The organism is Streptomyces buecherae (assembly GCF_014295035.1).
Lineage (GTDB): Bacteria > Actinomycetota > Actinomycetes > Streptomycetales > Streptomycetaceae > Streptomyces > Streptomyces youssoufiensis.
Genome location: NZ_CP060404.1, coordinates 6,329,848 through 6,352,150 on the forward strand (window position 1 = coordinate 6,329,848; position 22,303 = coordinate 6,352,150).

The 22,303-nt window shown below is 73.0% G+C and carries 23 protein-coding genes; 16 read left to right on the plus strand and 7 right to left on the minus strand.

Annotation, left to right across the window (positions count from 1 at the left end):
• Positions 1 to 232 precede the first annotated feature (232 nt).
• The 3 genes from H7H31_RS25010 to H7H31_RS25020 all read right to left on the minus strand — a co-directional run bounded on the left by H7H31_RS25010 (position 233) and on the right by H7H31_RS25020 (position 7,193).
• Complete coding sequence (locus tag H7H31_RS25010) at positions 233 to 3,742, minus strand: M28 family peptidase (RefSeq protein ID WP_187060902.1); 3,510 nt, start codon at positions 3,740 to 3,742, stop codon at positions 233 to 235.
• A 569-nt stretch (positions 3,743 to 4,311) separates the two neighbouring features.
• Positions 4,312 to 5,727, minus strand: a complete 1,416-nt coding sequence (locus H7H31_RS25015; RefSeq protein ID WP_187060903.1) for a helix-turn-helix domain-containing protein — start codon at positions 5,725 to 5,727, stop codon at positions 4,312 to 4,314.
• 203 nt (positions 5,728 to 5,930) lie between these two features.
• Positions 5,931 to 7,193, minus strand: a complete 1,263-nt coding sequence (locus H7H31_RS25020) for a cytochrome P450 family protein (protein ID WP_187060904.1) — start codon at positions 7,191 to 7,193, stop codon at positions 5,931 to 5,933.
• A gap of 155 nt (positions 7,194 to 7,348) precedes the next feature.
• Between H7H31_RS25020 and H7H31_RS25025 the strand changes: the two genes are divergently transcribed.
• The 9 genes from H7H31_RS25025 (at position 7,349) to H7H31_RS25060 (ending at position 12,920) form a co-directional block, all read left to right on the plus strand.
• On the plus strand, positions 7,349 to 8,443 hold the full coding sequence (locus H7H31_RS25025; RefSeq protein WP_232110068.1) for a TauD/TfdA family dioxygenase: 1,095 nt from the start codon (positions 7,349 to 7,351) through the stop codon (positions 8,441 to 8,443).
• A gap of 92 nt (positions 8,444 to 8,535) precedes the next feature.
• Positions 8,536 to 9,315, plus strand: coding sequence for a sulfite exporter TauE/SafE family protein (locus H7H31_RS25030; protein WP_187063455.1), 780 nt, complete (start codon positions 8,536 to 8,538; stop codon positions 9,313 to 9,315).
• Positions 9,316 to 9,452: 137 nt separating this feature from the next.
• On the plus strand, positions 9,453 to 9,977 hold the full coding sequence (locus H7H31_RS25035) for a DUF6879 family protein (RefSeq protein ID WP_187063456.1): 525 nt from the start codon (positions 9,453 to 9,455) through the stop codon (positions 9,975 to 9,977).
• A gap of 29 nt (positions 9,978 to 10,006) precedes the next feature.
• A complete protein-coding gene (locus H7H31_RS34865; RefSeq protein WP_315971649.1) occupies positions 10,007 to 10,498 on the plus strand; it encodes a helix-turn-helix domain-containing protein in 492 nt (163 codons plus the stop codon).
• Complete coding sequence (locus tag H7H31_RS34870; protein WP_308284274.1) at positions 10,437 to 10,841, plus strand: DUF5753 domain-containing protein; 405 nt, start codon at positions 10,437 to 10,439, stop codon at positions 10,839 to 10,841. The genes H7H31_RS34865 and H7H31_RS34870 overlap by 62 nt, the downstream gene beginning before the upstream one ends.
• Positions 10,842 to 10,858: 17 nt before the next feature.
• The gene (locus tag H7H31_RS25045; RefSeq protein WP_187063457.1) at positions 10,859 to 11,464 is read left to right on the plus strand and encodes a DUF5753 domain-containing protein; all 606 of its coding nucleotides are present in this window, start codon (positions 10,859 to 10,861) and stop codon (positions 11,462 to 11,464) included.
• Between the two features lie 107 nt (positions 11,465 to 11,571).
• On the plus strand, positions 11,572 to 11,814 hold the full coding sequence (locus H7H31_RS25050) for a DUF397 domain-containing protein (RefSeq protein WP_187063458.1): 243 nt from the start codon (positions 11,572 to 11,574) through the stop codon (positions 11,812 to 11,814).
• On the plus strand, positions 11,811 to 12,218 hold the full coding sequence (locus H7H31_RS25055) for a hypothetical protein (protein WP_187063459.1): 408 nt from the start codon (positions 11,811 to 11,813) through the stop codon (positions 12,216 to 12,218). Before H7H31_RS25050 ends, H7H31_RS25055 begins: the two co-directional genes overlap by 4 nt.
• Positions 12,219 to 12,560: 342 nt before the next feature.
• Entirely contained in the window at positions 12,561 to 12,920 is a 360-nt protein-coding gene (locus H7H31_RS25060; protein WP_372454706.1) for an ATP-binding protein, read from the plus strand.
• Positions 12,921 to 13,037: 117 nt separating this feature from the next.
• Here H7H31_RS25060 and H7H31_RS25065 read toward each other — a convergent pair whose 3' ends face one another.
• The gene (locus H7H31_RS25065; protein ID WP_187063460.1) at positions 13,038 to 13,901 is read right to left on the minus strand and encodes an NAD(P)H-binding protein; all 864 of its coding nucleotides are present in this window, start codon (positions 13,899 to 13,901) and stop codon (positions 13,038 to 13,040) included.
• Between the two features lie 127 nt (positions 13,902 to 14,028).
• Between H7H31_RS25065 and H7H31_RS25070 the strand changes: the two genes are divergently transcribed.
• Entirely contained in the window at positions 14,029 to 15,075 is a 1,047-nt protein-coding gene (locus H7H31_RS25070) for an AraC family transcriptional regulator (RefSeq protein WP_187063461.1), read from the plus strand.
• Positions 15,076 to 15,220: 145 nt separating this feature from the next.
• Here the strand turns inward: H7H31_RS25070 and H7H31_RS25075 are convergent, their stop codons facing one another.
• Positions 15,221 to 16,189: a helix-turn-helix transcriptional regulator gene (locus tag H7H31_RS25075; protein ID WP_187063462.1), complete on the minus strand. Its 969-nt coding sequence runs from the start codon at positions 16,187 to 16,189 to the stop codon at positions 15,221 to 15,223.
• Positions 16,190 to 16,517: 328 nt separating this feature from the next.
• Here H7H31_RS25075 and H7H31_RS25080 point away from each other — a divergent pair, with 328 nt between their 5' ends.
• Complete coding sequence (locus H7H31_RS25080; protein ID WP_187063463.1) at positions 16,518 to 16,949, plus strand: ATP-binding protein; 432 nt, start codon at positions 16,518 to 16,520, stop codon at positions 16,947 to 16,949.
• A gap of 84 nt (positions 16,950 to 17,033) precedes the next feature.
• Here the strand turns inward: H7H31_RS25080 and H7H31_RS25085 are convergent, their stop codons facing one another.
• Both H7H31_RS25085 and H7H31_RS25090 read right to left on the minus strand, forming a co-directional pair.
• Positions 17,034 to 17,414, minus strand: coding sequence for a DUF4259 domain-containing protein (locus H7H31_RS25085; RefSeq protein ID WP_187063464.1), 381 nt, complete (start codon positions 17,412 to 17,414; stop codon positions 17,034 to 17,036).
• A gap of 79 nt (positions 17,415 to 17,493) precedes the next feature.
• The gene (locus H7H31_RS25090) at positions 17,494 to 17,838 is read right to left on the minus strand and encodes a cupin domain-containing protein (protein WP_187063465.1); all 345 of its coding nucleotides are present in this window, start codon (positions 17,836 to 17,838) and stop codon (positions 17,494 to 17,496) included.
• Positions 17,839 to 18,118: 280 nt separating this feature from the next.
• Here H7H31_RS25090 and cutA point away from each other — a divergent pair, with 280 nt between their 5' ends.
• The 5 genes from cutA to H7H31_RS25115 all read left to right on the plus strand — a co-directional run bounded on the left by cutA (position 18,119) and on the right by H7H31_RS25115 (position 22,280).
• Positions 18,119 to 18,421 (plus strand): divalent-cation tolerance protein CutA, encoded by a 303-nt coding sequence (gene cutA / locus H7H31_RS34345; protein ID WP_232110363.1) that lies wholly within the window; start codon positions 18,119 to 18,121, stop codon positions 18,419 to 18,421.
• Between the two features lie 7 nt (positions 18,422 to 18,428).
• Positions 18,429 to 19,115 carry a gamma-glutamylcyclotransferase family protein gene (locus H7H31_RS25100; protein ID WP_187063467.1) on the plus strand — a complete coding sequence of 229 codons (687 nt, stop codon included), beginning with the start codon at positions 18,429 to 18,431 and terminating at the stop codon, positions 19,113 to 19,115.
• A gap of 5 nt (positions 19,116 to 19,120) precedes the next feature.
• Positions 19,121 to 20,185: an adenosine deaminase gene (locus tag H7H31_RS25105; RefSeq protein ID WP_187063468.1), complete on the plus strand. Its 1,065-nt coding sequence runs from the start codon at positions 19,121 to 19,123 to the stop codon at positions 20,183 to 20,185.
• Positions 20,186 to 20,233: 48 nt separating this feature from the next.
• Complete coding sequence (locus H7H31_RS25110) at positions 20,234 to 20,689, plus strand: MarR family winged helix-turn-helix transcriptional regulator (RefSeq protein WP_187063469.1); 456 nt, start codon at positions 20,234 to 20,236, stop codon at positions 20,687 to 20,689.
• 310 nt (positions 20,690 to 20,999) lie between these two features.
• A complete protein-coding gene (locus H7H31_RS25115) occupies positions 21,000 to 22,280 on the plus strand; it encodes a deoxyguanosinetriphosphate triphosphohydrolase (RefSeq protein WP_232110069.1) in 1,281 nt (426 codons plus the stop codon).
• The last annotated feature ends 23 nt before the right edge of the window (positions 22,281 to 22,303 follow it).

A 22,303-nucleotide genomic window follows, 5' to 3' on the forward strand; every position in this document is an offset into this window, starting at 1 on the left:
GGACGCCGAAGGCACCCGGCGCGCGCCGGCGCGCACACGCTCGCGGCGCCGCCATGGACCATGGCGGCGCCGCGTGCCGTGCTGGCTGTGCTGGTTGTTCCGGTGGTGCTGGTTGTTCTGGTGGTGCTGTTGCCACTACCCGTGCCTGGTGTCCGTGCCGCTCAGCCGCTTGTCAGCCGGCCCGCCGCGCGGGGTGTCGGGTCAACACGGGGTGTCAGGTCAGCATCGGGTGTCAGGTCACCTTCAGCGTCACGTCGTCCACGACGAAGCTGGTCTGCAGGTAGGCGTCCTCCACCGAGGTGAACGTCACCGTGATCCGCTGGCCCGCGTACTGGCTCAGGTCCACCGAACGCTCCTGGTAGCCGCTGGCCGCGTCGGTGTTGTCCAGCGTCTCCACCGTGGTGCCGTTGACCTTGATGGTGAACTGGTCGTACGGCGTGTTCTCCGTCTCGTCGGTGTCCACGTGCAGCCAGTAGCCCAGCGTCGCCGACGTGCAGCCGGTGGGCACGGTCACCGTCTGGCTGATGGTGTCGCTGGTGGCGTTGCCGTAGCCGCCGAGCCAGGCGTACCGGGTGCCGGTGTGCGCGGTCTGGCCCGCCTGCGAGCCGATCGCCCCGGTGGAGCCGGTCCACGGCGCGCTGCCGTTCTCGAAGCCGCCGTTGACGATGAGCTGCTCGTCGCAGCCCGGGGTGCCGCTGCCGACGGTCAGCGTGTAGGTGGCGCTGTGCGTCGCCGTGCCGGTGCCCGTGATGGTGATCGGGTAGGTGCCGGCCGGGGTCTGTGCCGACGTGGCGATCTTCACCGCGGCCTTGCCGCCCGAGGTGACGGTCTCCGGGTCAAACGTGGCCTGCGCCCCGCTCGGCAGCCCGGCGGCCGACAGGCGCACCGACTGGGCCGAGCCGTTCGTGGTCGCGGTGATGACGGTGGCGCTGGCGGTGGCACCCGGCTCCACGGTGCCCGAGCCGGGCTCGACCGACAGCGAGAAGTCGTCGACCGGGGCGGTTTCGGAGACGGCCTGCTTCCACAGCGTGTAGGCGATGCCGTCCACGCCGCGGTTGAGCGCCGTGGCGTTGATGTTGTTCGTGGTGTCGCACGCCTGGTGGTAGCAGGGGTCGTACGCGCCACCCGAGGTGCCGCCCCACTTGGCCGCCTGGGCCGCGGTCTTGCGGTAGCTGGCGCCGGTCGCGTAGCCGGAGCTGGCGATGCCCGCCTGCTCGAAGGAGTAGTCGTCCGAGCGGCCCGCGCCCTCGGTGTTCTCCTCCGGCTGGAGCTGGAGCGAGTCCCAGTACTCCTTCATCGGCTTGGCGGCGGCGGAGGTGATGTGGTTGATGAAGTAGCCGCCGTTGACCGAGCCGATCATGTCGAAGTTGTAGTACGCCTTGATCTGCGACCGCTGCGTCGAGGAGAGCGAGCGCACGTAGAAGTCCGAGCCGTTGAGGCCCTGCTCCTCGTCCGTCCACCAGCCGAAGCGGACCCGGTTCTTCATGTTCGGGTTCTTCTCGGCCAGCGCCAGGGCCGTCTCAAGCAGCGCGGCCGAGCCCGAGGCGTTGTCGTTGATGCCGGGGCCGGCACCCACGCTGTCCAGGTGCGCGCCGAACATGTACGTGTTGGCCGCGTCGCCCTTGGGCCACTCGGCGATCAGGTTCGGGCCCGCGCCGGAGGTGCACCCGGAGGTGCAGGGCTGCTCGGTGACGGTGTAGCCCGCCGCCTGGAGCTTGCCCTTCACGTACGCGACGGAGTCCCGGTAGCCCTGGCTGGTCGAGCGGCGGTTGCCGCCGTTGCGGCTGGCGATGGACTGGAACTCGGTCAGGTGCGCCCGGACCTTGGCCACGTCGATGTCCGGGGCGCCGGTGCCGGGCCCGCTGCCGCCGACGGTCAGCGTGTACTGCGCGGTGTGCGTCGCGGTGCCCTTGGCCGTGATGGTGATCGGGTACGTGCCCGGGGCGGTGCTGGTGGAGGTCGTCACCTTCATGGTGGAGCTGGCGCCGGAGGTCACCGTGGCCGGGGTGAAGGTCACGCTCGCGCCGGCCGGGGCGCCGGTCGCCGACAGGGTGACGGACTGGGCCTCACCGCTGGTGGTCGAGGTGCCGATGGTCGCCGTGGCGGCCGAACCCGGGTCCACGCTGCCCGCCGACGGGCTCACGGACACCGCGAAGTCGCCGCCCTGGCTGGTGCAGGTCGGGTCGCCGGGCTGGGCCGGGACGCTGATCGCGTCCCAGGCGGCCTGGGTCTTGCGGAACAGGTCACAGGAGGCGTCGAGGCCCTTCGCCGCGGTCAGCGTCGCGGTGCGGTAGCGCTTGTGGGTCATGCCGCTGGTCTTGAGCAGCATGCCGCCGTAGAAGACCTTGCCGGCCGTCTGGATGCCGACGCCGGTGACCGTGGAGTTGTTGCAGGTCGGGCTGGTCGGCTTGGAGCCACCGGGGTTGGAGCCCTCGGAGAGCAGGTAGAACCAGTGGTTGAGCGGGCCGGCCGCCGCGTGCACCTCGGTGTTGGGGATCGAGGAGCTGTAACACCGCGGGTGGTTGCTCACCTTCTGCGGGTCGTACATGTTGCGGATCGGGCCGCTGCCGCTGAGGTTGATCATCTCGCCGACGAGGTAGTCGCCGGGCGTGTCGTACGGGGCGGGCTCGTTGGCGTACGCCTCGGTCAGGGCGCCGAAGATGTCGCCGGTGGCCTCGCCGAGGCCGTTCTCGTTGTTGGCGCCGCCCGGCGTGAACTGGTCGATGCCGTGGCCGTACTCGTGGCCGATGACGTCCATCGCCGAGATCCACTCGTTGGCCCGGTTGTGGCCGATGGTGATCCGCGAACCGTCCCAGTACGCGTTCATCTCGTTGAGCCCCACGCGCACCGGCCAGCTTCCGCCGTTGCCGTTGTGCCCGTTACGGCCCAACCAGTCCTTCAGCATGTCCCACTCTTTTTGAGCCCCCCACATCGCGTCGACGCAGCCGGTCTCCTTGCTGGTGGGGTTCCCGTTGCCCCAGCTGTCGCTGGACTTGGTCATGACGCTGCCGCCGCTGTAGTCGGCGCAGCTCAGACCGGGCCGCTTCGGGTCCTTGAGCTGGAACTGGCTGCCGCTGGCGGTGGTGTCGATGGTCAGCGGGTTGGGGCCGTTCCACTTGCTGTTGCCGGTGCCGGCGCGTACGTCGTCGTACGAGTCGACGACCTTGCCGCTGATCGCGTCGACGAACACGTGCAGCCGGCTGGGGGAGGTCGCGGTCGCGCCGCTGAGGACGGTCTCCCAGGCCAGGTGCGCCTTGTTGTCCTTGACCCGGACCACGAGCCGGCGCGACTCGCGCTTGTCCACCTTCTTGAGCCGCGCGCGGCTGGTCTTCTCCGCCGCCGCCGCGGTGATCTTCGCCGTGGTGGAGACGTTGATCCGCGCCTTGGTGGCCGACTGGGTGCCGCGCACCTTGCCCTGCGCGTCCGCGAGGACGACGGCGTCCCCGCCGACCACGGGCAGCCCGTGGTAGGTGCGCTCGTACGCGACCGAGTACAGGCCGCGCAGCCACGGCGTGACGCCGCGCCGCTCGTACTGCTCGTTCGGGCCCTTGGCCAGCGCGTCCAGGCCGCTCGCGGTGGCCTGGTCGGCGGCGGCGACGGCCCGGTCGGCCGGCTTGGGCTTGGCGGTGGCGGTCCGCGGGTTCTCCGCGGGTGCCGCCGTCGCCGTGGATACGGCGGGCAGCGCGGCTATGCCGAGGGTGACGGCCAAAGACACGCCGACCACCGTGATTCTTCGTAGCACGTTGGCTCCTTGGGGATCGCGAGCTGCACGATTCGTGGGGTTCTGTTGAGCCGCCCGGTCAGGGCCACGCGCAGGGCGTACGCCGACCGCCAGGGGCCCGGCCGCATCGCGTCGCACACAACATGTCCATGACTAAGCCGCCGCACCGTCACACCTGGGGGCGTGCGGCGTCAACGGATCGCCGGGCCGGCGGGGCTTCTGGCAACAACCGGAAAGGTCCGCCCGATATCCGGACGCGGCGGGGCGGGGCGTCCGCCGAGCGCGCCACGACGTGCCCGCGCGGCCCCGCCCGGCGCCGGTGAGGCCCCGCGACCTGGAGGCCGGGCCGCGCACCGCTGGGGCGTGGGCCGTGCGGCGATGGGGCGGAGGCCGTGTGGCGACGGGGTACGGGCCGTGCGGCGGTCGGGCGTGGGGCGTGCGCGGGCGCGCGCGGGTCCGGCCGCCGGGCCGAGGCGGGACGCCACGCCGTGACAGGGGCGGGCCTGGCGGGGGCGAGCCTGGCAGGGCTGGCCCCGCCAGCGGGCACCCCGCCGCCAGGCGACTCCAGGTCCGGCTCCGGCCCCGGGTGGTCAGCCCTCCAGGGCGCGCAGCCGGTCGCCGAACTCGCGTACCGCGTGCAGGTCGCCCCAGCGCCCGACGAGGCGGGCCGCCAGGCCGCGCAGCTCGCGGGAGATGGTCATCTGCCGGGCGCGGCCCGCCTGTTCGAGGACCGGGCCGACCAGGGCGAGGGCGCCGTCCGGGTCGCCGGCGCACGCGTGGCAGTCGGCCAGGCGCACCGTCAACAGCAGGCGTGCCAGGGCCATCCGGGGCGGCAGGTGCGCGAGCGAACTGGCCGTCGCCCGCGCCGCGTCCCGGGCGGTGGCCGGGTCGTCGGTGGTGGCCGCCAGGTCGCGCAGCGCCCCGCCCACCGCCGACTCGACCCGTAACAACCCCTCCGCGCCGCACAGCCACGGCGCCTCGGCCTCGTCCCGCGCGTCCAGTGCGGCGAGTCTGCGGCGGGCGAGCGCGGCCTGTCGTCTGGTCTCCGCGCCGTCGCCGAGGACGGCGTACGCCCGCGCCTGGTAGGCGTGCGTCAGTGTCATCACCCAGCCGCGGCCGGAGTCGACGGCGGCGATGTTCTGGGCGTAGCCCAGGGCGGCCGTCGGGTCGCCGTCGACCCGCGCCAGGGTGCTCAGGTCGCTGGGCAGGATGCCGCGGGCCACGACGTCGTCGGTGCTCTGCGCCCAGCGAAGGCCGTGGCAGAACCAGGCCATGGCGATGGCGCTCTGCCCGCGCTCCATCCGCAGCCGGCCCGCCAACTGCGCGTAGTCGGCGGCCAGTCGGAGCTGCGCGGTGGGGAAGGTGCCCGTGACGTGCACCGCCTCGGCCCAGGCCACCACGGAGCGCAGTACCCGTTCCACGGTGCTCACCAGGGTCGCCGTCGGCGTCGCGGTCGTGCTCAGCCGTACCTGCGCGCTGAGCAGACCCGCCAGGCCGTGCACGGTGTCCGGGTCCGAGGCCACCGGCAGCCGGTCCTCGGCGGCCCGCTGCACCCGCGCGAGCAGCGCGCGGGTCTCACCGAGCGCGGGCACCGCGCAGTCCACCCGCTCGTGCAGCGGACAGCGCGGCCCCTGTACGGAGAGCCGGGTCGGCCAGTCGTCCACGGCCAGCGGCCCCAGCAGACGCGGCTGCCGCCCGCCGGGCACCGGCCAGAACAGCGACGCCGCGTCCCAGGGCGAGCCGCCCGGCCAGCTCATCGGCGAGCCGTGCGCGCCGGCCGCGATCGCCGACAGCTCGCCCCCGGCGCCGAGCACCGCGTCGAGCCGGCGCACCAGGCTCGCCGGCAGCTCCCGCTTCCCGCTCTCCCACTTGCTGACCACGCTGTGGTGGTAGCCGAGGCGCAGTCCGAGTTGGTGCTGGGTCAGCCCCGCGCGCCGCCGGCAGTGCCGAAGCTGTCGTCCGAACTCGGTCCACACTCCCGACACCGGGGCGTCCTTGACGGGCATGGCCAACTCCTGTCCGTGACTGCGCGCCCATCGCCCGCTGGCGACGGCGGCTTTCGCAGGGCCCACCTACCGGATGCTGCTGCGTCGGCTGAGCCCGGAGATTAACGGTTCAGGGATTGCGGCGTATATGCGCTTTACCCAAAGCTGACGTGTTGCCCCGAGCTTGACGTGCGGGCGACCCCGTGGCGGCCGGGAACCGGCCGTCAGCCCGCCCCGCCGCCCGTGAGCCGGACCGGGAGGGTGTGCGTGCTGTTGCCGATGAAGCTCGGGTGCGGCGGCAACTCGGCCTCCGGCACCGCCAGGGCGAGGTCCGGGAACCGCTCGTAGAGCATGCTCAGCGCGAGGGTCGCCTCCATCCGGGCCAGCGGGGCGCCCAAGCAGTAGTGCGGGCCGTGGCTGAACGCCAGGTTCCGCACGTCGGTCTCGCGCGTGACGTCGAACCGGTCGGCGCTTCGCCCGTACGCCAGCGGATCGCGCCCCGCCGCCGTGTACGAGGCGAGCACCGGGGCGCCGCGCGGGATGACCGTGTCGCCGACGGTCAGGTCGGTGGTCGGGTAGCGGAACGGGAAGTAGCTGACCGGACTGTCGTAGCGCAGCGTCTCCTCGACCACCGCGTCCCAGCCGACCTCGCCGGCGAGCACGCGGGCCAACTGGTCGCGGTGGGCGCACAACGCCCGTACCGCGTTGGTGATCAGGTGCAGGTTGGTCTCGTGCCCGGCGATGACGACCAGCAGCAGCGTGGCGGCCAACTCCTCCTCGCTGAGCCGGTCCCCGTCCTCCTCCCGGGCCGCGATCAGCGCGCTGGTCAGGTCGTCCCCGGGGTCGGCCCGCCGGTCGGCGGCCACCCGGGACAGGACCGCGTACATCTCCTCGGTGGCGGCGCGGGCCCGCCGCGGGGCGGTGGCGGTGCTGACGATGTCGTGCGACAGCTCGTGCAGCCGCCGCTCGTACGCCGGCGCCACGCCGAGCAGTTCGCAGATCACGCCGAGCGGCAGCGGCAGGGCGAAGCGCTCGCGCAGGTCCACCACGCCGTCCGGGTCCCGGGCCGCCGCGTCGGCCACCTGGTCGAGCAGCGCCCGGGTGCGCTCCCGCACGCGCGGGCGCAGCGCCTCCACCCGGCGCGGCGTGAACGCCCTGCTGACCAGGGCGCGCAACCGGCGGTGCTCGTCGCCGTCCGCGGTGGTCATGCCCCGGACGGTGGCGAACGCGGTCAGCGGCCAGCCCGCGGGCAGGTCGCCGGCGTGCAGCGCGGCGAAGTGGCGGGAATCCTTGGCGACGGCGGGGTCCTGGAGGAACTCCGCCAGCTCCGCGTGCCGCACGACGGCGTACGCGCACACCTCACCCGGCAGTACGAGCGGGACCGCCGCGCCGCGCTCGCGCAGGGCGGCGTTGACGGCGTGCTGGTCGACCCCGTGCGGGTCGAGCCGGTGTGGGAGGCTGACAGGGCAGCGCTGGGGGTCGCTCATCGACCATCTCCCCGTGGAGGGCGGACCGTTGCGGGTCAGGGTAGCCACGGAATAGCAGATTCCCCCGGGGGCGGGAAGGCGCCGAAGCTCAGAACTACCTCAACAATCAGCCAGTTCGCGGACGGGCCGGGGTTCGGTTTCCTAGGCTCGTGATCATGACCGCTACACCGGCGCCCGGGCCCCTCCGCAAGCGACGGCCCGCCGCGAGCCCCCACCCGCCGGCAGGCGCGCCGGACCCGGCACACCACCACGCGCCGGCCGGCCCCCACGCCACCGCGCCCACGCCGCCCCGGCCCACACCGGCCCCCTCCACCTCGGCCCCGTCCACCTCGATCCCGTCGCTGCCGCGTGCCGCCGCGCCGCTGCCCGACGAGGACCCGCGACACTACCTGGAGCACGGCGCCCGGCTGCTCCGCGAGTGCCTGCCCGCCGCCACGTTGGAGCGCCTCGCGCGCTGGCGCGCCGCCCCCACGCCGTGGCTGGAACTGACGGGGTTGCCGCGGCCCGAGACCGAGGTACCGACCCCGCGCACCGGCTTCTGCGACGAGTCGCTGCTGACCGTCCCCAACCTGGTCCACTTCGGGCTGCTGCACCTGCTCGGCCTGGAGCCGATCGCCTACCGCTGGGAGAACCACGGCCGCCTCTTCCGCAACGTCGCCCCGAGCCCCGGCGCCGCCCGGAGCCAGACCTCCTGGGGCTACGCCACCGGCCTGGACTGGCACACCGACGACTCCGTGCTCGACCACCGCGCGGACGGCGCGGCAGCGGAATCCATTCCGCACTTCCTCTCCTTCTACGGCATGCGCAACACCGAGCGCGTCCCGACCTGGCTGCTCCCCGTCGACGAGGTCCTCGCCGGCCTGCCCGCCGCCACCGCCGACGCGCTGCGCCTACCGGACTTCGACGTCACCGCCCCCGAGTCGTACGCCCCCACCCACGCCGACACCGCCGGCAGGCCGCCGCTGCGCACCGGCGTGCCCCTGCTGTGGACGCTGCCGGGCGGAGCGGTCGGCCTGCGGTACGGGCCGGGGCGGGTCACCGGGCGTACGCCGGCGGCGCGCGAGGCGCTGGCGCGGTTCGAGGCCCGGATCGCCGCCTGCGAGGGCGAGCCGGTGATGGTGGAGGCGGGCGGCTTCCAGATCTTCGACAACCGTAGGGTGATGCACCGGCGGCTCCCGTTCGAGCCCGCCGCCGCGGACCGCGCACGCTGGCTGCGCCGCTGCTACGCGCGGAGCACCGCGGCGGCCTGACCCGGCGCCACCGGGGCCACGCCGCACGGGCCGGCGGCCCGCGGCCGGGAAAGGGGCGGCCGCGGCCCGATGCGACGGCCTGAGAGGCGACGATGCACGACATATCCCTGCTGACGCTGGCCCTGCTGTGCCTGGCGGCGGCCATGGCGGGCTGGATCGACGCGGTGGTCGGCGGCGGCGGGCTGCTCCAACTCCCCGCACTGCTCGTCGGCCTGCCGCACGTGCCGGCGGCGCACGTCCTCGGCACGAACAAGGCGGTCGCGGTCGTCGGCACGTCGGCCGCCGCGATCACCTACACGCGCAAGGCCCCGGTGGACGTGCCCACGGCCATCCGCATCGGCGTCGCCGCGGTCGCCGGCTCCTTCGGCGGCGCGTTCTTCGCCGCCGGCATCAACAGCGCCGTCCTGCGCCCGCTGATCATGGTGGTGCTGCTGGCGGTGCTGGCCTTCGTCCTGCTGCGCCCCACGTTCGGCGCGAGCCCCGGCGCGGGCCCGGTCACCCGCAACCGCGTACTGACCGCCATCCTCGTCGCGGGCCTCGGCATCGGCTTCTACGACGGCCTGATCGGCCCCGGCACCGGCACGTTCCTGGTCATCGCCTTCGCCGCGATCCTGCACATGGACCTGGTCACGGCGTCGGCCACCACGAAGGTCGTCAACACCTGCACCAACCTCGGCGCGTTGGCCATGTTCACCGCCCAGGGCGCCGTCCTGTGGTCCATCGCCGCACCCATGGCCCTGTTCAACCTGGCCGGCGGCATGCTGGGCGCCCACATGGCCCTCAAACGGGGGAGCGGCTTCGTGCGCGTGGTGCTGGTCGTGGTCGTCGTCACCCTGGTCTGCAAGCTGGGTTACGACCAGTGGGTGGCCTGAGCCCGCTTCGGTCCCTCGCCGGGCGAGACGATTCTTCGCGATCTTGGCGTGCAAGTTCCCGCAAGTCGGTGGCAGTGACGCTGAGTTGTCGGCAAGTGTGGTCTCGGTAATCACCGATCGAGCGGGAGGCTTGCGCGATGACTGGCGTTCCCACCTTCCAGGAACTGTTCACCGCCTGCCGGGAGTCCGCACTCCACTTGGAGATGCGCGACGGATACATGCGCAGCGACGCGAACTTCCGGGCGTGGCAGAAAGGGGAGTACGGCGCGAAGGAAGCCACCGACCCCACGCGTCCCTGGCTGAACCTCATGCGTGAGGTGACGGGGCGCGGTGTGGCCGTGCGCAGGGCCCGCATCGTGTCGGAGCCACTGAGTGACTACGTGCGCTACGAGTACGACGTGACGGCGGGCAACGTGGCCGGCGGTGAGCAGGTCCGCTGGCTGCCCAGGCGCCGGGCAACGGATCTGGCCCTGCCCGGCAACGACTTCTGGCTGTTCGACGGGGAAACGCTGCTGATCAACCACTTCGATGGGGAGGGCGAGCTGACTCCGCAGGGCGACAAGGAGCTGATCACCGACCCCGCGGTGATCAAGTTGTGCGCGTCGGCATTCGGAGCTGTGTGGGATCGGGCTACGCCACATGAAGATTACCGACCAGCCTGATTCGTGTGCTCGTCCGGGAAACTGATGCCGTGCCTTCGCCGTCATCCAGTGCCCAGGAAGCCAGAAGAGCCCTTGGCCAGCGCCTCCGGGAGATCCGGAAGGAAACTTCGCTCACCGCGAGAGCGCTGGCCAAGCGTGCCGGTTGGCACGAGTCGAAATGCTCCCGTCTTGAGAACGGGAAGACCCGGCCCTCTGAGGAAGATCTGCGCGTATGGACACTGCACTGCGGAGCGCTTGATCAACTCGATGATCTCATCGCCTTTGTCCGCAACATGGATGGCATGTACGTCGAGTGGCACCGCGTCATGCGCGGTGGTCTGCGCAGGCTGCAGGAGAGTGACGTATCGCTCTACGAGGTGACCCGGAGATACGAGCCAGGCGTCATCCCGGGGCTGCTGCAGACTCCTGGCTATGCGGCTGCGCTGATGGGCGACATCATTGACTTCCATCAACTGCCGGATGAACACCAAGGCCGCGGTCGCCGTTCGGATGGAGCGTCAACGTGTCCTTTGCCGCGGTGACCACACCTTCGCGATGGTGCTTGAAGAATCCGCGTTGCGGACCCGCATCGGGGGAGCTGAAGTCATGGCGGCGCAGCTCGGTCATCTGTTGGTTGCGGCGTCGTTGCCGCGCGTCAGTCTGGGGATTATCCCGGCGAGCGTCGATCGGCGCATGTGTCCGGCAGAAGGGTTCTGGGTATTTGACGACGACCGCGTGAAGGTTGAGCTCGTATCGGCTGAAGTGACCGTTACGCAGCCTCAAGAAATCGAGCTGTACGCAAGGACTTTTGCGGGAATGAGTGCACTGGCGGTTCATGGTGGGCCCGCCCGGAATCTCATTACTTCGGCAATCAATTCGCTGTAGTTGAGACGAGGCGCTACGTGAAAGACGAAACTTATGTCCCTTGGTCGCTCATGACGCAGTCGGGCCTGCGCCCGCTGCAAGACGCCATGAACCAAAAGGAGCGGAGCACGAAAGTGTTTCGCTGCTACCAGTCACATCTCGTGCCTGGCCTGCTGCAGACTCCCGCCTATGCCGCCGCCGTGATGGGAGCGATCATCGCCTTCGAAGCGATGCCCGACGACACGGAGGAGGCCGTCGCGGCCCGGATGCGGCGCCAACACGTGCTCCACGAAGACGGCCTTACCTTCATGTTGGTGATCGAGGAGTGGGTGTTGCGAGCGCAGATCGGGGGTGCCACGGTCATGGGCGAGCAACTGGATCGACTTGACCAGGTAATGGCTATGCCTCGCGTGTCGCTCGGAGTGATCCCCATGAACGCCACTCGTCCGATGCGCCCGGTTGCTGGGTTTTGGATCTTCGACGATGCCGAGGTGACGCACGAGTTGTGCGCGGGCAGCGTCAGGATCACCACCCCCGCCGAGATCGACATCTACGCCCGCACCCACGCCGAACTCGCCGGGATGGCGGTCTACGGCGAGCAGGCCCGTGCGCTGATCGAGGACGCCCGCGCCGCGCTCGGGTGAAGCGCGCGCAAGTTCGCGCACATCCGTGGAGGGCCGCTGACCCCGCTTCGTAGCTTCCTGCTCAGCGCGGCGCTGCCGAGCGTCGCCGAACAGGAAGGACGAAGCCGATGGCCTCAGTCGACCTCTACGAACTCGACCTCGGCGACGCGCGGTTCAGCCCGCCCCTCGCGTGCGGTGGCAACCCGCCGGACGCCCCGGAGACCTGCGTGACGCTCGCGCCGATCCCGGGCGTGGCCGGGGCGTACGCGCTCGGCGACAGCAAGCGGCCCGGCGCAGAGCCGTTGCGGTTCACCGGGGCGGAGTTGCGGCGAGCGGGGATCGATCCGGCGCGGTTTCGCCCCTCCGCGTGAGCGGTGGCCGGCCGCCGCACTTCCACGCGTACTCCTGGATCGGGCCCAAGCCCGACGTCGACCGGGAGCGCGACCGGCGGCCCGAGAGCCCCGGGTTCGCGGCCTCGGAGTTGCCGCCGCTCCAGGTGGCGCACTGGCTGCGCAAGCCGGGGCGGTTCGTGCGGGCCACGTACGAGGGACCGGGAGAGGCGGCGGCGTGGCTGGCCGAGCGGGTGGGGGAGAGCGTGGCCGCCGAGCGGCTACGCCCGCCCCTTGACGCTCAGGTCGCGCTGGCCGTCCAGACGCTGGGCTGGGGTGGCGACATCGGCTGGGGCGCCTATCTGACCGGGACGCGGTTCCTGTCACTCGCGGTCGTCGCCTGCCCCAACCGGGCCGATCCCAGCGCCCGCTGCCCGCTTCGTTAGCCCAGCGACGTGGGCCGGCGGCCTCGGCCGGGGACCGCCCCGCACGTGTGCGGGGCGGTCACGGAGCGGCATGCTCCGCCACAAGCGGCTGAAACGGAGGTAATCGGTCCGCGCGCGAGTAAAAGGATCAGCCGCGTGGCACTACTTTCCGTAGTTGATCGCTCGCGCGGCGACCGGCCGGGTCGGAACTCCGATCGGCCGAGTTGACGTGCGCAAGACCGTTCTTCCTGGAGGTGTGTGGTGACCTTGGCGCCCCAAGGCCCGTCCGGTCTAGCTGGCGATACGGATCAAGCCGCCGTAGCGTACGACCGCTTTGATTACACGCCGTATCCGAAAAGCGTATTGCGGGCCCGTAAGCGCGCCGCGCGGCTCGTCGCGGAGTGGGGGCTGCCGGACCTCGCCGACGACGTGGCGTTGGTCGTCTCGGAGCTGGCGAGCAACGCCGTGCTGCACGGCGCGTTGCGCGGCCGGCTGTTCCGCGTGCAGCTCACGCTCACCGAGGCGGTGCTACGGATCGCCGTCAGCGACCCGAAGGGCGAGCGGTTGCCGCGGACCAGGCAGCCCGGGCCCGACGACAAGTTCGGGCGGGGACTGCTCATCGTGGACGCGCTCGCGGCCCGGTGGGGCGTGCGGGAGCGCACGATCGGCAAGGACGTGTGGGCGGAGTTCGACGTGGCACGGGGCGCGCGACCCCGCGGCTAGACCACGGCAACGGGCCCCCGCCGAGCGGCGGGGGCCCGCCCCTTTCCCCGCCGCGTCCCGCCCGGACGCGCGGGCGCGGCCCCCGGCGCCGCGCCGGGCGGGCGTGCGGGGACCGGGTCACGCCGCGGGCTTGGCCCATGCGCCGGAGGCGGCCGTCGCCTCGATGTAGCCGGCGATGTCGCGCGGCTCGCGCCCGAGCACACGCTGGACGCCGTCCGAGAGATGGGCGTTCCCGCCGTTCCGGATCACCGCGAACAGCCGACTCAGCACCTCGACGAAGTGCGGCTCCACCCCCGCCCGCACCGACTCGGCGGTGAACCGCTCCTCGTCGAGCGCGGTGTAGTGGATCTCCCGGCCGGTGGCCTTGGCGATCTCCGCGACGACCTCCCCGAACGTCAGCAGCCGTGGCCCCGACAACTCGTACGTCTGCCCCGCGTGCCCGTCCTCGGTCAGCACCGCCACCGCCACGTCGGCGATGTCCTCCACGTCGATGAACGGCTCCCGGCCGTCCCCGGTCGACAACCGCACCTCACCGGCCAGGACCGCCGGCAGGAAGAAGTCCTCGCTGAAGTTCTGCGCGAACCAACTCGGCCGCAGCACCGTCCACTCGGCCACCCCGGACTCCCGGACCGCCCGCTCGCCGTCGATCACCGCCTCCTCCTCGCGCGCCGACAGCAGCACGATGCGCCGCACCCCGGCGGCCACGGCGCGCGCCGCGAACGCCCGTACCGCGTTGGCCGACTCCGGGCTCGTCAGCTCGCCGGGCGGCACGAGGTACACCGCGCCCACCCCCGCGAGGGCCGGGTCCCAGGTCTCCTCCTCCTCCCAGACGAAGCGCTGCCGCCCGCCCTCGGCGGACCGTGACGCCACCCGTACGGTCAGGCCACGCTCCCGCAGTCGCTCCACCACGCGGCGACCGGTCTTGCCGGTACCGCCCAACACCAGAAAGTCGCTGTCCCGCAGCAGACCGTTGTCCGTCATGCCGCCCAGTCAACCGGCGCGCGGGACGGGCGACCATGGTCGAAAGGCTCGCCGGCATGTCCGTTCGTCCACCCCGCGCGCGGAAATCCGTCCGCACCGCGCACAGACGTGCGTTTACGCTGACGCCATGGACGCGCTCGCTGATCTCCTGAACGAGGCACGGGCCCGCGGGGCTCTCTTCCACCAGTCCATCCTGGCCCCGCCCTGGTCGTTGCGGTTTCTGCACGGCGCGCCCCTCGCGCTGGTCACCATGGTGCGCGGCGACGCCTGGATCACGCCCGGCGGCGCGGCCCCGGTGGCGCTGCGGGCCGGCGACATCGCGATCGTGCGCGGCCCGCAGCCGTACACGGTCTCCGACCGCCCCGGCGTCCCGCCCCAGGTGTTGATCCACAACGACGACCACTGCACCACGCCGGCCGGCGAGGACGTCAGCCAGGCGCTGACGCTGGGGCTGCGGACGTACGGCAACAGCCGGGCGGGGGAGGGGCTGTTGCTCAGCGGCGCGTACCAACTCCCCAGCGACGTGGGCGAGCGGCTGCTCGCCGCGCTGCCCCCGCTGCTCGTCCTCGCCGAGGAGTGCTGGGACTGCCCGCTGATGCCGTTCGTCGCGGAGGAGGTCGCGCGCGACGAACCGGGCCAACAGGTCGTCCTGGACCGGATGCTCGACCTGTTGCTCATCTCCACGCTGCGGGCCTGGTTCGCCCGCCCGGAGGCCGAGGCGCCCGCCTGGTACCGGGCGTACGGCGATCCGGTGGTGGGGCGCGCGCTGCACCTGCTGCACGACAACCCGGCGCACCCGTGGACCGTCGTCGAACTCGCCGCCAAGACCGGCGTCTCGCGCGCCGCCCTCGCCCGTCGCTTCACCGGACTCGTCGGCGAGCCGCCGATGACGTACCTGACCGGCTGGCGCATGGCGCTCGCCGCGGACCTGCTGCGCGAGCCGGACATGACGGTGGAGCGCGCGGCGCGCCGGGTCGGGTACGCCAACGCCTTCGCGCTCAGCGTGGCGTTCAAGCGGGTACGCGGCGTGAGCCCGAGCGCCCACCGGGCCCGCGCCCAGCGCGCCCAGCCCGCGCCGCCACCGCGTACCACCCCGGCAGCCCTGCCCGGGGTCGCGTCCCCGGCCCCGAGGTCCCCGGCCCCGAGAACACCGGCGCCGACCTCGCCCGTCTGACCCGCGCCGCCCGCACCGGCACCGGTACCGCGCCCCGCCACCTGGGCCCGCGCGCGCCACCTGGGCCCGCGCCCGCCCCGTGCTCCCGTGCGCCCCTCCGTGCCGCTCGGCCGGCCGGCGGCTTCGCGCGGGCGTGCGCGGGTGGTTACAGCCAGCCTCGCCGGGCCGCCTGGAGACCCGCCTGGAAGCGGGTCTGGGCGCCCATCAGGGCCATGAGCTGGGCGACGCGGCGGGTCATGGTGCGCTGCGTGATGCCCAGCGTGCGCATGATCGACGCGTCCTTCATGCCGCTGGCCAGCATGCTCAGCAGCTCGCGGTCCCGCTCGTCCAGCGGGCTGTCGGGCGGGGCGCTGACGCCGATCGGCGCGGCCCGCTCCCACATCAGGTCGAAGCACGTGACGATGGCCGTCAACAGCGGCGACGGGCGCACCACGATCGCGGCCGAGGACTCGCTCGCCTCCAGGACCAGCGGGATCACGGCGCTGGCGCGGTCCGCGATCAGCATCTTGAGCCGGGCCACGGGCAGGCTCCGCGCCTGCTCGCCCTTGGCCACGCAGGACCAGACGAACTCCATCCGGCCCGGCATCTCCAGCGCCGCCGCGTCGTAGATGACCCGACACTCGACGCCGCGCCGCAGCAACTGGTCCTCGATGGGGTTCTCGTTGGCCGTCGCGCTGAAGTACGGCGGGCAGTCGACCACCAGCATCTCCCGCTCCGCGCCGAGCTGGAGCTGCTCGACCCGGTCCCGCATCGCGAGCGGGCCCTCGACCAGCTCGATCAGGTCCCCGGGGCTGCTCGCGGTCGCCCCCTGGTAGCGCACGGCCAGCTCCCGCAGGTGCCCGCGCAACTCATCGAGCTCCTGCTGCCGCCGCTCGGCGAGGGCGTCGAAGGCCGCGCCGGGTGGGGCGGCGGTGTAGCGGGCGGGCCGGCCCCCGATCCGGGCGATCAGTCCCGACTCGACCAGTCGCCGCAGGGCGGGACGGACCTGGGCCGGGGTCGCCCCGACGGCGTCGGCGAGTTGGGTCGTGGTGCAGCGAGGGGTGGACAGCACATGCAGATACAGGGCGCTCTCGGTGGCGCCGAGACCCACGGGTTCCAGCAGCGCATCCGGCATCGGCCCAGCATAGAAAGGGCGAGCGCGGGCGGCTAGTTGTGGCCATCGGCCACCTTTCGGCATTCCGGCCGATGGGTATCCACGCTACGGTGCACCAGATTCCACCTGCCCGATTCATCCTGGCCAACGAAGTCTGGGCCAACCATTTGGCCACTGGTCTGGACCGATGACGCGGAGCCACTCGCACCACCCGATGACGTTCGACCCGACACCCGCGAGCCGCCCGCCAGACGCCTGGCGGACGCCGACCGTACGCGGGAAGGACGCGTGAGGGACCTGATGCCGATGTGGACCACGTGGGGGACGTGAAGGATGTGAACCCGGCGTTATGACCGCCACGACAGCGCCCAGCCTCGCGCAACGGCGCTTCACCCTGCCCACCGTCCCCGCCTCCGTGCCCCTCGCGCGGCGCGAGGCGCGGAAGCTGCTGGCCGCCTGGCTGACCGAGGCGGAGGAGACGCTGGCCGACGCCGCGCTGCTCACCCTCAGCGAACTGGTCACCAACAGCGTCCGGCACGCCGCGATCACCTCGCCGCTGTCCGACATCGCCCTCACCCTCACGCCCGACGTGCTGATCATCGCCGTGCACGACCGGCACCCCGCCATCCCCGCGCCGCGCTCGAAGGCCCATGCCGACGGCAGCGGCGGCCGGGGCCTGGCGATCGTCGCCGCCCTGGCCGAGGAGGCGGGCGGCGAACTGCGCGTGGTGGCCGACGAGGACGCGCTCGGCAAGACGAGCACGGTCCGCCTGCCGCGCTAGACCTCCCACGTCACACGCCCACCCGGCGGCCGGCCGCCACGCCCGCGCCCCGTGCGCCGCCGCGGCAGGGTCCGACCGCCGCGCTCAGTCCCGCGTCGCGGCCTCCTCGGCGACCCCGGCCAACTGGTCGAAGGTGCGCGCGAGCACCGCCCGCCGCCGCTCCTTGAACCCCTCCGACGGGCCCAGCCCGTCGATGGTCCGCTCCCAGACGGCTATGAAGTGGTCCTTCCACCCCTCGATCACTTCGGGAGCTGGCAGGCGCCGGGCCCCGTAACCGGCCCGCGTGAGGACGTACAGCAGCTCCAGGTCGCACGGCACCGTGTTACCCCGGTACTCGTCCGGCTCCAGCTCCACGGGATCGCCGGCCATCGCGTCGGCCACCTCGCCGACGAGCCGGTCGATGACCTCCGACAGATGGTCGGCCGACGTGTCGTTCTCGAAGTTCCCACTGCCCCACGTGCCCATGAGGGCCCTCCCCGTTCGAGCCGTCCGTGCCCCGGTACGACTCCAGCTCACCACGGGGGTCTGACAATCCCGCGCTCGGTCAGGGTCCGAGCGCGCACTCCGGGGTCGCGGTCACCGCCGTCAGCAGGACCACCGAGTCCTCCACGGCGAGCAGCGAGTTCCGTTCGTGCGGGATGGCCTGCATCTGGCCGGCGATCAGATCGCAGTCACCGCTCTCGTTGCCCGTCAGCCGCACGTGGCCGTGCAACACCTGGAGGCTGGCCGCGGGCGGGGCGTTGTGCTCGTCCAACTCCGTGCCGGTGACCAGCGCGATCAGGCTCTGCCGCAGCGGTCCGTCGTGCAGGAACAGGTGCGCGCTGCGCCCGTGCGACTCCATCCGTGCCCGGTCGAGATGGTCACGGGCCAGTGCGGTGAGGTCGTCCATGGACCGTCCTTTCGCTGCGCTGCGCGTACCGCTTTGGTGGTATTTGACCGTACCGCGAGCCCGAATGACCCGCGCGGCTACCGTGGTACCCCGCGTGTGCGCCCGCATGCCATGTTTCCGGCCGCCGCTCTTCGGGAGTGCGGCCGAGGGGCGGCGGGTAGCCGGACCGTCAGCCCGAGCCGAAGGAGCCGTACCCGTGGCCCACCACCCCACCGATCCCGCGGCGACGCCCGTCGCCACGCCCGCCGCCGCACCCGACTCCGCCGCCGTCCTCACCGTCCTGACCACCACCGACGCCGGCGAGAAGGCCGACGCCCTGGCGCGCGGCGCGGTGGCGGCTCGGGTGGCGGCCTGCGCGCAGATCAGCGGGCCGGTCACCTCCGTCTACCGGTGGCGGGGCGAGGTGGTCACCGAGCGGGAGTGGCAGGTGCACTTCAAGACGACGGCCGCGCGGTTCGAGGCGCTGGCCGAGTACCTGCGGGCCGAACACGACTACGAGACGCCGGAGATCATCGCGACCCCGGTCACCCACGGCGACCCGACCTACCTGGCCTGGGTCGTCGACGAGACCCGCCCCGAGTAGCCGCCCGATGACCGACCCGCCGCGCCCGCGGGCCGCGCCCCCGCTCCCCGCGCCCGCCGCCGGGTCGCCGGAGCGGCTGCCGTTCTTCGTGTACGGCACGCTGCGGCCCGGCGGCCGGCACCACGCCTGGGCGCTGCGGGGCCGCACGCGCGCACAGGAGCCGGCGCGGATGCCGGGCCTGGCGCTGTACGAGGGGCCGGGGTACCCCTACGCCGTCGAGACCGGGACGATCCGGAGCGAGACCGCCGCCCACGCCGCACCGCCGGCCGACCGGACCGAAGCGGGCCGAGAGCACGGCGACCGTACCGACGCCGGCCGGCCCCACGTCGACCAGGCCCACGTCGACCAGGCCCACGCCGACCGGACCGACGCCGACCGGCCCCACGCCGACCGAGACCACGGCGCCTGGGTTCACGGCGACCTGGTCTGGCCCACCGACGCCGCCTACCCCGACGTGCTCCGCACGCTGGACGCCCTGGAGGAGTACCGGCCGGGCCATCCCGACAACCTGTACGAGCGCGTCGTGCGGCACGCGCGGCGCGCCGGCGGTGAGTCGGTGCGGGCCTGGGTCTACCTCGCCGGGCCCGCCCTCGCGGCCCGGGTGCGCGCCGCGGGCCCGGCCATAGCCGGCGGCGACTGGCACCGCCGTGACGTTACGCTGGGAGCTTCTTTCCGCAGCTCAGAGCGAGATTAGGTGCCATGCCCGACCCGTCCGACCCCACCGCCTGGCCCGCCGGCCCCGCCCGAGCTGCCCAGGCTGGCGGCTGCGCCCCGCACGCGTCCGCCCTCCCCACCGCGGAGCTTCACCTCCACATCGAGGGCACGTTGGAGCCGGAGCTGGCCTTCGCGCTGGCCCGGCGCAACGGCGTCGCGCTGCCGTACGCCTCCGAGGACGAGCTGCGCGCCGCGTACTCCTTCACCGACCTCCAGTCCTTCCTCAACCTCTACTACGCCCTGATGGACGTCCTGCGCACCGAGGAGGACTTCGCCGAGCTGGCGCACGCCTACCTCGCGCGGGCCCGGGCGCAGGGGGTGCGGCACGCCGAGATCTTCTTCGACCCGCAGGCCCACGTTGCGCGCGGGGTGCCGATCGGCACGGTCATCGACGGCCTCGCCCGCGCGCTGGACCAGGCGCCCGGGACGTACGGCATCACCACCCGCCTCATCATGTGCTTCCTGCGCGACGAGAGCGCCGAGTCGGCGCTGGCCACCTTCGAGGCGGCCCGCCCCTGGCTGGGGAGGATCACCGCGGTCGGGCTCGACTCGGCCGAGGTGGGCAACCCGCCGTCGAAGTTCCGCGAGGTCTTCGAGCGGGCCCGTGCCGCCGGGCTGAAATGCGTGGCGCACGCGGGCGAGGAGGGCCCGCCCGGCTACGTGTGGGAGGCGCTCGACATCCTCGGCGTGGATCGGATCGACCACGGCGTGCGCTGCCTGGAGGACGAGGCGCTGGTGGCCCGGCTGGTCGCGGACCAGACGCCGCTGACCGTGTGCCCGCTGTCCAACGTGCGGCTGCGGGTGTACGAGGACCTGGCCGACCACCCGTTGCCCGCCATGCTCGCGGCCGGCCTGCGGGTGTGCGTCAACTCCGACGACCCGGCGTACTTCGGCGGCTACGTCGGCGACAACTACACCGCCGTCCGGGAGGCGCTCGGCCTGGACCCCACGGCGCTGCGCACGCTCGCGCGCAACTCCTTCCTCGCCGCCTTCCTGGACGAGGAGACCCGGGCCGGCTACCTGGCCGAGGTGGACGCGCACGAGTTCTGAGGCGCGTCGGTTGACTTCAACAATGGTTCAACTCCTACCGTCGTCGTCATGGAGTTCTCACACAGCGACGAAGAGTTGGTCAAGCAGCCGATCGGCTACTGGAGTTGGGCCGCGAGCCAGGCGGTCGTCACGTACATCAGGGCGGGCCTGTCGGGGGTCGGGCTCACCCAGCCGCAGTGGTGGACGCTGCACCAGGTGGCCGAGCACCCGGCCGGGCGCACCCGCGAGGAGATCACGGCCGTGCTCCAGGGATACCTGGACATCGGCGCCGACCTGGAACCGGAGATCGACGCGACCCTGGAGCGCGGCCTGCTCGAATCCGACGACGAGGAGCGGCTGCACTTCACCGAGGCGGGCGAGGCGCTGTACGCGCAGGCCGCCGAGATCCAGCGGGCCAGCAGGGAGACCGTGCACGAGGGCGTCACCGACGCGGAGTTCCTGACCACCATGAAGGTGCTCCAGCGGATGATCCACAACACGGGGGGTGAGGCGTGGCACCACTGACCGGCGCCCGCGACGCGCCCGCGCCCGCCACCCGCCCCGGGGCGCCACACCCCGGGGCCCGGCGGCGCGGGGCGCGCCCGATCAGGGCCACCCGCCCCCCGGCGGCTACCGTCGGGGTATGAACGGCACACCACCGCCTTCCACCGGGCGACCCGGGCGACCCGGGCGATCTGAGCAATCTGGGCAGTCGGGGCCATGCGGCCAGCCCGGACGGATAACCCCGGCGGGCCGGCCCACCCCGGGCGGTCCACCACCCCAGCCTCCCGCGTCGACCGCCGCCGACCGGACCTGCGGGGTGGCGGAGCCGGGCGTGCCCGGCTACTCGGGCGCCGACCTGGAACGCTGGGAGCCCGAGCCCGACAAGCGCCCCGGCCGCACCGCCTTCCAACGCGACCGAGCCCGACTGCTGCACTCCGCCGCGCTGCGCCGGCTCGCCGGCAAGACCCAGGTGGTCACGCCCGGCGTGAGCGGCCAGGCGTGGGACGCGAGCCCCCGCACCCGGCTCACCCACTCCCTGGAGTGCGCCCAGGTGGGCCGCGAACTCGGCGCCGCGCTCGGCTGCGACCCCGACCTGGTCGAGGTCGCCTGCCTGGCACACGACCTCGGCCACCCCCCGTTCGGACACAACGGCGAACGCGCGCTCGACGAGGTCGCCGCGGACTGCGGCGGCTTCGAGGGCAACGCCCAGTCGCTGCGCCTGCTCACCCGCATCGAGCCCAAGCGCTTCCGGACCGACCCCGAGACGGGCGAGCCGACCAGCGTCGGCCTCAACCTCACCCGCGCCGCCCTGGACGCCGCCACCAAGTACCCCTGGCCACGCGGCGGCCACCCCACCGACCCCACCTCGCCCAAGTTCGGCGTCTACGAGGACGACCTGCCGGTCTTCCACTGGCTGCGGCAGGGCGCCCCACCGGCCGGCACCTGCTTCGAGGCCCAGGTCATGGACTGGGCCGACGACGTCGCGTACTCCGTGCACGACGTCGAGGACGGCCTGCACGCCGGGCACCTGGACCCGGCGATGCTGCTCGCCGAGCCCGAGCGGCGCGAGGTCTTCGCCGTCGCCGCCAGCCGCTACGCCCCCGGGGCCGACCCGGCGGAACTGGCCGAGGCCCTCGACCGGCTGCTCGACCAGGAGTGGTGGCCGCACGGATACGACGGCTCCGCCCTCGCCCAGGCCCGCCTCAAGGACGCCACCAGCCAACTCATCGGCCGCTTCTGCCAGGCCGCCGAGGAGGCCACCCGCGCCGCGTACGGCACGGGCCGGCTCACCCGGTACGCGGCCAGGCTCGTCGTGCCAGGACCCGTCCGCCTGGAGTGCGCCGTCCTCAAGGCGGTGGCCGACCGGTACGTGATGCAGCGCGCCGACCAGGAGCGGCTGCGCGCCGAGCAGCGCGTCGTCATCGCCGAACTGGCCGACGCGCTGATCGCGCGCGCCCCGCACGGGCTCGACCCGCAGTTCCGCGCGCTGTTCGCGACCGCCGCCGCCGACGGCGACGATGCCGCCAGGCTGCGCGTCATCGTGGACCAGATCGCCTCGCTCACCGACGCCTCCGCCCGCTCGCTGCGCGCCCGCCTGACCGCGCCCCGCTGAGCCGCCCGCCGCCCGGCCCGGCC

Bases quoted from the DNA above. Each gene is read 5' to 3' on its own strand.
- H7H31_RS25080 (WP_187063463.1), top strand. From the start codon at position 16,518: ATGACCGCCACGACAGCGCCCAGCCTCGCGCAACGGCGCTTCACCCTG.
- H7H31_RS25100 (WP_187063467.1), top strand. From the start codon at position 18,429: ATGACCGACCCGCCGCGCCCGCGGGCCGCGCCCCCGCTCCCCGCGCCC.
- H7H31_RS25105 (WP_187063468.1), top strand. From the start codon at position 19,121: ATGCCCGACCCGTCCGACCCCACCGCCTGGCCCGCCGGCCCCGCCCGA.
- H7H31_RS25030 (WP_187063455.1), top strand. From the start codon at position 8,536: ATGCACGACATATCCCTGCTGACGCTGGCCCTGCTGTGCCTGGCGGCG.
- H7H31_RS25070 (WP_187063461.1), top strand. From the start codon at position 14,029: ATGGACGCGCTCGCTGATCTCCTGAACGAGGCACGGGCCCGCGGGGCT.
- H7H31_RS25020 (WP_187060904.1), bottom strand. From the start codon at position 7,193: ATGAGCGACCCCCAGCGCTGCCCTGTCAGCCTCCCACACCGGCTCGAC.
- H7H31_RS25015 (WP_187060903.1), bottom strand. From the start codon at position 5,727: ATGCCCGTCAAGGACGCCCCGGTGTCGGGAGTGTGGACCGAGTTCGGA.
- H7H31_RS25035 (WP_187063456.1), top strand. From the start codon at position 9,453: ATGACTGGCGTTCCCACCTTCCAGGAACTGTTCACCGCCTGCCGGGAG.
- H7H31_RS34870 (WP_308284274.1), top strand. From the start codon at position 10,437: ATGAACACCAAGGCCGCGGTCGCCGTTCGGATGGAGCGTCAACGTGTC.
- H7H31_RS25075 (WP_187063462.1), bottom strand. From the start codon at position 16,189: ATGCCGGATGCGCTGCTGGAACCCGTGGGTCTCGGCGCCACCGAGAGC.
- H7H31_RS25110 (WP_187063469.1), top strand. From the start codon at position 20,234: ATGGAGTTCTCACACAGCGACGAAGAGTTGGTCAAGCAGCCGATCGGC.
- H7H31_RS25090 (WP_187063465.1), bottom strand. From the start codon at position 17,838: ATGGACGACCTCACCGCACTGGCCCGTGACCATCTCGACCGGGCACGG.
- H7H31_RS25025 (WP_232110068.1), top strand. From the start codon at position 7,349: ATGACCGCTACACCGGCGCCCGGGCCCCTCCGCAAGCGACGGCCCGCC.
- H7H31_RS25085 (WP_187063464.1), bottom strand. From the start codon at position 17,414: ATGGGCACGTGGGGCAGTGGGAACTTCGAGAACGACACGTCGGCCGAC.
- H7H31_RS25050 (WP_187063458.1), top strand. From the start codon at position 11,572: ATGGCCTCAGTCGACCTCTACGAACTCGACCTCGGCGACGCGCGGTTC.
- H7H31_RS25065 (WP_187063460.1), bottom strand. From the start codon at position 13,901: ATGACGGACAACGGTCTGCTGCGGGACAGCGACTTTCTGGTGTTGGGC.